The sequence below is a fragment of the Caulobacter sp. S45 genome, assembly GCF_903642205.1.
GTDB lineage: Bacteria > Pseudomonadota > Alphaproteobacteria > Caulobacterales > Caulobacteraceae > CAHJWH01.
Window position 1 is genome coordinate 1 of sequence record NZ_CAHJWH010000126.1, and the last position, 9,343, is coordinate 9,343.

Genomic DNA, 9,343 nt, shown 5'->3' on the forward strand with positions numbered 1-9,343 from the left:
TGAGCCCTCATCGACTCACGTTCCGCGCTCCTTGGGAATCCCTGCCGGGAGTCAGGGCTTCAGGCGGCTGGTATTATATCCCATTCAAAAGGAAGCACGATCGGTAAAATTGAGGCCGTTTACCAAGAGGAGCGACTAGCTCACTGCACAATCATGGCCGTTCCCCCATCGATCTACCAAGCTGACGCAGTAAAGGCTGAGTTGTGCTGGAAAGTCGAAAGCATTAAGCCGATCGGGAAATTCATGCAAACGCCGACTTTTTTAGGGCGCGATGACGATAAGCCCCAACCTGAATTTACTTGCTGGGCTGCTTGGACGCATGGTCCCAGCGTGTCTGGCGCGTTCGGGTTCGTCAAAGGCATAATCGCCCACTGGGATGAGCTGCAGCCGGTCTTATGACCGGAGCGCGGGACCGGCCGCTCTCCGGTGAGCGGCTATTGCTGCCCTGCGAACCCACCAGCCCTCTCCTCATCGCTGTCCAGCGCGCGTCCGACGGACGGCTGTCGAGCTCCTATCTCGTGCTCGCAAACTCGATCTCTGGTCGAGGGGAGGTGAGAAGACAAGACCCCGCCAGCTCCGACGGGCACGAGGCCGCGAGCGGCCGCCCACAAGCGGACCTTCCAGACGGCGGCCACTGGTCAGGCAGCGACGGAAAGCACCTCGATCTTTTCCGCGGCGCTCGCCATCGCGACCTGGTCCTGATCCGGTCCGTAGGCGACGCCCTCCGCACGGATCACCTCGATGTCGTTGATGCCAAGGAAGCGGAAAATGGCCTGGAGGTAGGTCGAGAGGTGATCGTTCGCCGCAAATGGCCCTTGCGAATAGATGCCGCCTGACGACAGCACGAGGTAGGCTTTGCCTGACAACAGGCCCCTCGGCCCCTCCGCGGTGTAGCTGAAGGTCTGCCCGGCGATCAAGACGTGATCGATCCACGCCTTCAGCGTCGAGGGCACCGTGAAGTTGTACATCGGCGAGCCGACCACCACCACGTCAGCCGCCTTAAGCTCTTCGACCAGCGCCTTCGAACGGCCGATGGTCTCGACCAGCAAAGGATCCGCGCTGTTTTCGGGCGTCCAGGCTTGGCGGATGGTCATGTCGACGTGAGGAAGCGGGTTGGCGACGACGTCCCGATACGCGACCGTTGCGTCAGGATTAGCCGCCTTAAGTCGGTCGACTAGCTCCCTTGAAAGGCGACGCGTATGGGACGTCGCGGCGTCGCTCGCACTGGCATCGATATGCAGGATGTTCATGTCGTTGGCTCCGGTCTGGAAAAATGATCTGCTTCAGCTATGCGACCAACGCTTGTTCGCCAAGAAGGCACGTTCGTAGGACCTGGTCATATGGAGCCGACTGCCTCCCATCCCATCCATGTCGAGTGCAGCCGTTTCAGCAGCGTGCTCAGCCTCATCGGCGACAATTGGACTGTGATGATCGTGCTGACGCTCACCGAGCGGCCGCGGCGCTTCAACGACATCAAACGTACCATCGGCGGCATCAGCCAGCAGATGCTCTCCAGAACGCTGCGCGCCCTTGAACGCGACGGCATGGTGACGCGCACTGTCCACCCAACGATCCCGCCACAAGTGGAGTACACGCTGACGAATCTTGGTTGCTCGCTGGCGGCTCCGATCCGGGAGTTGGGATTTTGGGCCGGAGCCCACATCGCGGAGATCGAAGACAACCGGCCCGCCTTCAACGAAGCCAGAGGTGTGCGGTAGACTCAAAGCGGCGAGGCTGCCGTTAATCCTGAAGGAAGCGTGGGCTATGGCCGCGCCTTCGAGGCGGCGCTGGAGGGCGACTGAGGCCCACCCATGTTCGACGACGTCACCTGGGTGTTTGTCTCGGTCGTGCGGCGACCGGACGAAGACCTTACCCAGCTAGGCGTGATCGGTGGCAGCTATGGCGGCTACGCCACCTTGTGGATCATCTCCCACACAGACCGCTTCCGGGCGGCCATCTCAGAACGCCCCGCTTCCGAACTGGCGACGCAGGGACTGCATTGGTATCTCGCCAGCTCCAACGGCCTGGGCCGCGAATTCGCCTGGGGCAAACCCTGGGACCCGAAGAGCCGTAACTTCATCGACTCGCCGCTGACCTACGTGGAGGCGGTCCATACCCCGCTCATGCTGCTGCACTCCGACGAGGACACCGAAACGCCACTCGATCAGACCCTGGATGAGTTCTCGACCCTAAAGCAGCTCGGGCGAGACGTGGTGTTTGTCGATGTCCCTCACGAGAACCATGACTTGAATCGCGTCGGCTCCCCGATCCACCGCGTGGAGCGCCTGCACATCTTGACCCACTGGTTCGCCAGGCACCTTCACTAAAGACCATCGTACGACAGGCTGGAGGCGCAATGCAGCTCGCCCTTTGCCCTACGCAGAGCGCGCCGCTAAAATCTTCCGATGCTGCCGGAGATCACCGACGCCCTGGTCGCCCGCGCTGTCCAGACGGCAAGGATGATGGGGGCGGGAGAGGAGTATTGGCGCCGTGGGCGCGTTCGCGAACTGACCGTGAGCGCCGAGCTGGGTCAAGCACGCGCTCGGGTCAAGGGTAGCGAGCAGGTCCCCTACGAAGTGGTCCTGCATTTCGACCAAGGTGCGGGCGCGCGCCTCGTCACAAGTTGCACCTGCCCCGTCGGCGAGGGGTGCAAGCACGTGGCGGCGACGCTGTACGGCCTTCGTGAAAGATTGGGCGTTGTTGGCGGCTATGACAGGTCGGGTGGCTCCCCACCCGCCGCACCGCCGCCGCTTCTTCCCCCTGCCCTATCGCAATGGCTAGGCGCGATGCGGCCGCTGATGCTGGAAGCCCAGGCGGCCGCCGCGCCCTTATCGTCGCAGGTCATCCTCTACGCCGTCCGGGCGCAAGCCTTGACGACTAGCGCTCGCATGAGCGCCAAACGGTCGGCAGCCGCGTTGGCCCCGACCGGACGACCGTTGCGGTTGTTCGTGGAAGCCGTCGACGTCACCCTCGACGCGGTCGGCCGGCCGATCGGCTCTGGCGACAGAATTCCGTCGAGCCTGTTCCATCACTCATCCATGGTCCGCCCCGCCCACTTCACCGGTGAGGATCAGCACCTCGTGCGCCGGCTGACCCTGCGCATTGGCGAAATGGACGCCGAGGGATGTCTGGCAAGCGTGGGTGGCTTCGACCTGCTTGAGAAGGTCATCGCCACCGGGCGTGCGCGGTGGGGCGGCGTTCGTGGGCCCGTCCTGCAGTTTGCCGAGCCTGTCGAGATGTCCTTCCACTGGGTGCACGACACCTGGGGACAGGCGAGCCTGGCGCTGGCGCCGGTGTCCGATCTCGCTGTCGTCGCGCTGGCCGCACCGCCAGTGTTGATCGATACGGCATCTGGCGGTGTGAGCCTCATCAACGCCGGCGTGACCCCCGCCATCGCCGAACAGCTGCTGCGCCTGCCCGCGGTTGGACCTGACGCCATCGACGCGTTGGCGGTGCGATGGAGCGACGCTGCTCCTCAAGGGGTCCCTCCCCCCGCTCGACCCGACATCCAGGACCTGGGGGTCATGTCGCCCCTGCCGGTGCTCTCGCTCCAGATCGATCGCCTGCAGATCGATGAGCCCTCCGCCTCACCCTGGCGTTACGGGCGCAAGGTCAAGGTGGACTGCGCGGTGGCCAGGCTCGCCTTCGACTATGGCGTGGCCGTGATCAACGCCGGCACAGAGGAACGGACTCAGCTGGTTCGTTCAGGCGAAGGGCTTGTCCGCTTCACGCGCGACATGCTGGCGGAGGCCGGGGCGAACGCACGCCTGATCGATACCGAGCTGATGCCGCTCGACGAGTTCGAGGGCGTTTATCCCACGCCCGCCCAGGCTTGGGATCATGCGCCCTATGCGCCAGCGCAGGCTCAGGACTTCACCGGCTTCCTTCTGCGCGACGCGGACATGCTACGGCAGGCGGGCTGGCGCATCGAGCAGAGCGCGACGTTCCCGCTGAAGCTGATCCATGCGGACGCGGAAAGTCTGCAAGTCGCGATCACGCCATCGGGGATCGACTGGTTCGACGTGGAGCTCGGCGCCATGGTCGAGGGACAGCGGGTCGACTTGGTCCCCGCTCTTTACCGACTACTTTCCTCATTGGGGCGAAGTGAGGTCGACGAACTGGTGGGCCGGCCGCTTGGGCTTGGCGACAAAATGCCGGTGGCGCTTGGCGACGGTCGCGTCGTGACTCTTGATACCGATCGCGTCCTGCCCATGCTCCGCGCGCTGCTGCTGCTGGCGACGCACGAGTCTGGCGCCGCACCGGGCGCGCGCCCACGCCTGGCCAAACAGGACCTGGGCCTGCTCGCAGAACTGGAGACGACGAGCGGCCTACCCTGGACGGGGGAGGAGCCGCTGCGCAGGCTGGCCCGCTCGCTCAGCGAGCTGAGCTTCACCCCCACGCCTCTCCCCCAAGGGTTCATGGCGACGCTTCGTCCCTACCAGCAGACCGGGCTCGACTGGCTGGAGGCGCTTGGACGGGCGGGGCTGGGCGGCCTGCTGGCCGACGACATGGGGCTGGGCAAGACCGTGCAGACCCTGGCGCACATCGCCGTGCTGAAGGTCCGCGAGGGCGCCGGCCGACCCGTTCTGATCGTCGCGCCGACCTCGGTGCTGCCGAACTGGCAGGCCGAGGCCACACGCTTCGCGCCGGAGCTGTCGGTGCTGGTGCTGCACGGGCCTGACCGTCACCAGCGTCATGGCGACATCGCTGCACACGACGTGGTGCTCACCAGTTATCCGCTGCTGGTGCGCGACCTGACGGCTCTTTCGCAGCAGCGCTTCGAACTCGTGGTCTTCGACGAAGCGCACAACCTGAAGAACCCGCGCACCGCCAGCCACGCCGCCGCCCAGGCGCTCGTCGCCGAGCGCAAGATCGCCCTCACCGGCACGCCGGTCGAGAACCGGCTCCTGGACGCCTGGGCCCTGTTCCAGATCGTGACGCCGGGGCTGCTCGGCAGCCAGCGAGCATTTACGCGAGAGCATCGCGCCTTGAGCGAGCCCGGGACCGATCCGGCGGCTCGAACGCGGCTGGCCCGCAAGCTGAAGCCGTTCCTGCTCCGCCGCACCAAGGAGGCTGTCGCGACCGAGCTCCCGGCCAAGTCCATCGTGCCGCTCTCCATCACCCTGGATCCGGCGCAGATGGCCTTGCACGAAAGCCAGCGCCTGCTGATGCACAAGCGCGTACGTGACGAGATCAGCCGGGTCGGCCTGATGCGCGCCCAGATCATCGTGCTGACGGCGCTGACACGTCTGCGTCAAATCTGCTGCGACCCGCGCCTGATTGGTGACGAGAAGGCCAAAGCTGCACCCTCAGCCAAGCTCCAACGGCTACTCGAAATGCTGGAGGAGATGATCCCGGAGGGACGACGGATCATCCTGTTCAGCCAGTTCACCTCCATGCTCGACCTGATCAAACCCGAGCTCGACCGCCGGGGCGTGACCTGGGTCGAGCTCACCGGTCGTACAAAGGATCGCAAGACGCCGATCTCGCGCTTCCAGGCAGGCGACGCGTCGCTGATTCTCGTCAGCCTGAAGGCTGGCGGCACGGGGCTGAACCTTACCGCCGCCGACACCGTGGTGCTGTACGACCCATGGTGGAACCCCGCCATCGAGGCCCAGGCCATCGATCGCGCCCATCGCATCGGGCAGACCAAGCCGGTGTTCGTCTACCGCATGGTGGCCGCGGGTACGATCGAGGAGAAGATCCTGGCGTTACAGCAACGCAAGGCCGCCCTCGCCGACGCGCTCTGGAGCGAGGACGCGGCGACGCCTGCTCAGCTTAGCGAGGACGACATCGCTTTCCTACTTGGATGACCCGCAACCCCGCGGCGGGCTGCCCCAATTAATGGGGATGTATGCGCACTCCGGGCCGTTCACCCGCTCGGTGTGGCCGAGATCGGTTCTGCAACCAGGCTGGAGCGGTTCGGCGACTGCCGGTGGGGGTTCCACTGAGCGCCCTTTTGAGATGAAGCCAGAGAAGCGCCATCACTCGACTCGGGGCAGCGTTGGGCCGCCTGCCTTCTCATTAAATACGTGCACCGGGGCCACTACGTCTTGCGTCTCTGTACCATCCAATCGGCAGATGGCGTCACCGACTTGGATCAGGCCCGCCGCTATAACGCGCGCAGTCAGTCCTCCGTGGCCACGCAGGGCGTTGTACCCGCCAGGACCAAGCTCCTCTTCCATCCTGGAGCAGGGTGACACTCGCCGGTGATCTCCAGGACCGCGCCCCCGATGCCCACGCGTCGGTCCTTCAGGGCGATCAGGTTGATCCCTTCCGTAACGAGATTGCGCCGCAGTAGTACGGGGGGCAGCTCGGGCCTGCGGAGGAAACTCGCGGCTGCGGCCATGTCCTCGCGCGCGATCAGCGTCACCTGGCGCTTGCCCCCGGCGCGACCCCCATAGCGGTCACCTGCGAGCCCGTCTTCGGGCGACAGACGCGCACTCTCGACCTCGCCTACCGGCCCCCGCCGAGCGGATCGCAGCCCGATCCAGACGAGCCGCCCGGGGCCTACTGGACCGTCCAGCAATCGTTGCAGCCCAGACGATGGATTCAACAAGTGCGGCTCCCTGAGTGGGGATCAGGCGACGTGAGCGGCATCCCGCCATGCTCGCGCGCAGCGTACGTCATCCAGGCTCGATTGTGCGGCGGGACCCTGGGTCCGCTATGCTGGCCGGATGTCCGATCCTATTCCACCCGGCGCGTTGCTCGCCCCTGCCAACAGCCGCAACCGTGATCCTATCCTGGAGGCGCTCCGCACGCATCTCCCCGAGATGGGGCTGGTGCTGGAGATCGCGGCCGGTTCGGGCGAACACGCCCTCCATTTCGCCTCGGCCCTGCCCCCCAACCTGCAATGGCTGCCGACCGACGCTGATCCTGACGCCCTGGCCAGCATCGTGGCCTGGCGAGCCCACGGCGGATCGCCCAATCTCCTGGCGCCGCTCAGGTTGGACGCCGCCGATCCAGCATCCTGGCCGGTCAGAGGGGCGGACGCGGTCGTGTGCATCAACATGGTTCACATCTCGCCGTGGGCTGCGACGGAGGGGTTGATCGCGGGGGCGGCCGGCGTGCTGCCGTCGGGCGGCCTGCTCTTCCTCTATGGGCCCTTCCTGGAGCCCGGCGTCGAGACCGAGCCCAGCAACATGGACTTCGATCTCAGCCTTAAGGGCCGCAATCCCGCGTGGGGTTTGCGTTGTGTGGACGATGTCAGCGCTCTTGGTCGTCTTCAGGGCTTGACCATACAGACGCGCCTGGAGATGCCGGCCAACAATCTTACGCTGGTCTACCGCAAGCCATGATGATCTTCGACACGGTTCGCCCCTGATCTTGAACTCATGACGCGCTGCGTGCGCATGACCTTCTACGCAGCTCGAGCCAGACGCCAGTCGTTGAGACGTAGTCAAGCAGCAGGAGGCGCTTGGCGCGAGAGGCTCGCAATGTCGTCTGCGATGCAGGCCCCGCTGGGCGCCTGAGAGGTCCAGATGGTCATCTCTGGTCTGGCGATCTCCGGGTCAGCCAAGGTCCCGGCTCGAACGAAGGTGAGATGGGGCCGCGGCTCCGCGTCGCTGAAAAGGTGCGTCCCGCAGGCAGGACAGAAGCGGCGGTGCATCCGAGCGCCGCTGTCAGCCGTGCTCGTGAAATCTTGAAGTTCACCCGTGACCGTCAGAGCTTCGGAAGGGAAGCAGACGTTGACCGTGGCGCTTCCCGCGCCAATGAACTGGCACTCGCGGCACCAGCAGGTACGCGTCGTGATAGGCTCTGCCTTTACCTCGTACTGAACCGCGCTGCAGAGGCACCCACCGGTGATCGCCATAGGCGATCGCCTAGCACAACACACAGGTAAGACGGGAGGGCGCCGTTGGCGGCGGAGGCAGGGATGAGCAAGACTGGTGTCACTGGGGGCTGCCAGTGCGGGGGCGTGCGCTTCGCGGTCGACGGCCCGCTCGGGCGGCCGAGCATCTGTCACTGCCGCATGTGCCAGAAGGCGTTCGGCGGCTTCTACGGCCCGCTTGTGGGTGCGCCGGGGCTCCGCTGGACGCGCGGCGAACCCAAGCGCTTCCGGAGCTCAAACGCGGTCCGCCGCGGGTTCTGCGAAGACTGCGGCACGCCGCTCACCTTCGAGCCCGACGGCGGGAGTGTGGACGTGGCGATCGGCGCGCTGGATGACCCGGCCCTGGCTCAGCCAATGATCCAGCTGGCTCGCGCCTCGCGCCTTACCTGGGTGGATGACCTTGCGAGCCTGCCTGCGGAGTCGGAGGTGCTAGAGATCGCCGAGCATGCGACGATCGTCTCCTATCAGCATCCCGACTACGACACAGCCGCCTCGCCGCGCTCCGACACATGAGCACGATGGCTCCAGCCGGCCAACTCGCCGCCTTTCTGTCGGAGGCACGACGCATCGTGGTCTTCACTGGCGCCGGCGTGTCGACCGAGTCCGGCATCCCGGACTTCCGCAGTCCCGGCGGGGTGTGGAGCCGGATGAAACCAATCACCTTCCAGGAGTTCACGCGCCACCGCGACAAGCGCCGGGAAGCTTGGACCCGGGTCTTCTCCGGCGCGACCGGCTGGACGGGACGAGAGCCAAACCGCGGTCATCTCGCCATCGCTCGCCTGATCCACGCCGGCAAGGCTTCGGTTGTGATCGCCCAAAACGTCGACAACCTGCACCAAGCGTCGGGCTGCCCTTACGACCAGGTCATCGAGCTGCATGGCAACGCCAGCTACGCCACCTGCCTAAACTGCGGGATGCACTATGAGCTGGGGGAGCTACGAGATGCTTTTCTGGCGACAAGCGAGCCGCCTGCGTGCCGACGCTGCGGCGGCTGGGTGAAGACCGCCACCGTCTCCTTCGGCCAGGCCATGCCGGAAGCGGAGATGGCGCGGGCGGAGACAGAGACGCACGCGTGCGATCTTTTTCTCGCCCTCGGTTCCTCGCTCCAGGTCTACCCGGCGGCGACCTTCCCAATCCTGGCTAAGCGCAACGGTGCGCGGTTGGCGATCGTGAAGCGTAAGCGGACCGAGCTCGACAACTACGCCGACCCAGTTCTCAACGCCGAGATCGGTTCCACACTCTCCGAGGCCGTTGACCGCTGTCTCGGCTCAGCGTCCTAGCCGCCATTGTATCTCCGCTTCGCACCGTGCCAACAGCTTGGTGGCTTACAGTTAGTCCTACTGGAGTCACAAACGCGTTTGGCGTCGAGGCATATTTTGTCTGATTACAGCATGGACATCGGTGAAGCTTGGAGACCAGGGCGACGGTGAGCCGTCTTCGGAGGGTAGTGATCGATGTCGGCACGTGCCGCTCGGGTCGGATTGGCGGAGCCGCGGGGTCGGTAATCTGGGG

9 protein-coding genes are annotated in these 9,343 nt (G+C 65.3%); 6 read left to right on the forward strand and 3 right to left on the reverse strand.

Translation table 11 applies throughout. The features are described from left to right. Nucleotides 1-638 precede the first annotated feature (638 nt). Nucleotides 639-1,250 (reverse strand): FMN-dependent NADH-azoreductase, encoded by a 612-nt coding sequence (locus tag HUV06_RS12050; protein WP_174301513.1) that lies wholly within the window; start codon nt 1,248-1,250, stop codon nt 639-641. Nucleotides 1,251-1,340: 90 nt separating this feature from the next. On the opposite strand from HUV06_RS12050, the gene HUV06_RS12055 reads away from it, so the two are divergent. From HUV06_RS12055 to HUV06_RS12065, 3 genes are all read left to right on the forward strand, one after another. Beyond that, complete coding sequence (locus tag HUV06_RS12055) at nt 1,341-1,718, forward strand: helix-turn-helix domain-containing protein (RefSeq protein WP_174301514.1); 378 nt, start codon at nt 1,341-1,343, stop codon at nt 1,716-1,718. A 93-nt stretch (nt 1,719-1,811) separates the two neighbouring features. Then, nucleotides 1,812-2,327 carry a S9 family peptidase gene (locus tag HUV06_RS12060; protein ID WP_174301515.1) on the forward strand — a complete coding sequence of 172 codons (516 nt, stop codon included), beginning with the start codon at nt 1,812-1,814 and terminating at the stop codon, nt 2,325-2,327. Between the two features lie 78 nt (nt 2,328-2,405). Continuing rightward, nucleotides 2,406-5,813: a DEAD/DEAH box helicase gene (locus HUV06_RS12065; RefSeq protein ID WP_174301516.1), complete on the forward strand. Its 3,408-nt coding sequence runs from the start codon at nt 2,406-2,408 to the stop codon at nt 5,811-5,813. 314 nt (nt 5,814-6,127) lie between these two features. On the opposite strand, the gene HUV06_RS12070 is transcribed toward HUV06_RS12065, so the two are convergent. Next, complete coding sequence (locus tag HUV06_RS12070; RefSeq protein ID WP_217433827.1) at nt 6,128-6,559, reverse strand: MOSC domain-containing protein; 432 nt, start codon at nt 6,557-6,559, stop codon at nt 6,128-6,130. Between the two features lie 118 nt (nt 6,560-6,677). Between HUV06_RS12070 and HUV06_RS12075 the strand changes: the two genes are divergently transcribed. Next, nucleotides 6,678-7,298, forward strand: a complete 621-nt coding sequence (locus HUV06_RS12075) for a DUF938 domain-containing protein (RefSeq protein WP_174301517.1) — start codon at nt 6,678-6,680, stop codon at nt 7,296-7,298. A 101-nt stretch (nt 7,299-7,399) separates the two neighbouring features. Here HUV06_RS12075 and HUV06_RS16675 read toward each other — a convergent pair whose 3' ends face one another. Beyond that, the gene (locus tag HUV06_RS16675) at nt 7,400-7,813 is read right to left on the reverse strand and encodes a GFA family protein (RefSeq protein ID WP_174301518.1); all 414 of its coding nucleotides are present in this window, start codon (nt 7,811-7,813) and stop codon (nt 7,400-7,402) included. Nucleotides 7,814-7,876: 63 nt separating this feature from the next. Here HUV06_RS16675 and HUV06_RS12085 point away from each other — a divergent pair, with 63 nt between their 5' ends. Then, nucleotides 7,877-8,344 carry a GFA family protein gene (locus tag HUV06_RS12085; protein WP_174301519.1) on the forward strand — a complete coding sequence of 156 codons (468 nt, stop codon included), beginning with the start codon at nt 7,877-7,879 and terminating at the stop codon, nt 8,342-8,344. A 5-nt stretch (nt 8,345-8,349) separates the two neighbouring features. Beyond that, the gene (locus HUV06_RS12090; protein ID WP_174301520.1) at nt 8,350-9,111 is read left to right on the forward strand and encodes a Sir2 family NAD-dependent protein deacetylase; all 762 of its coding nucleotides are present in this window, start codon (nt 8,350-8,352) and stop codon (nt 9,109-9,111) included. Nucleotides 9,112-9,343: the final 232 nt, after the last annotated feature.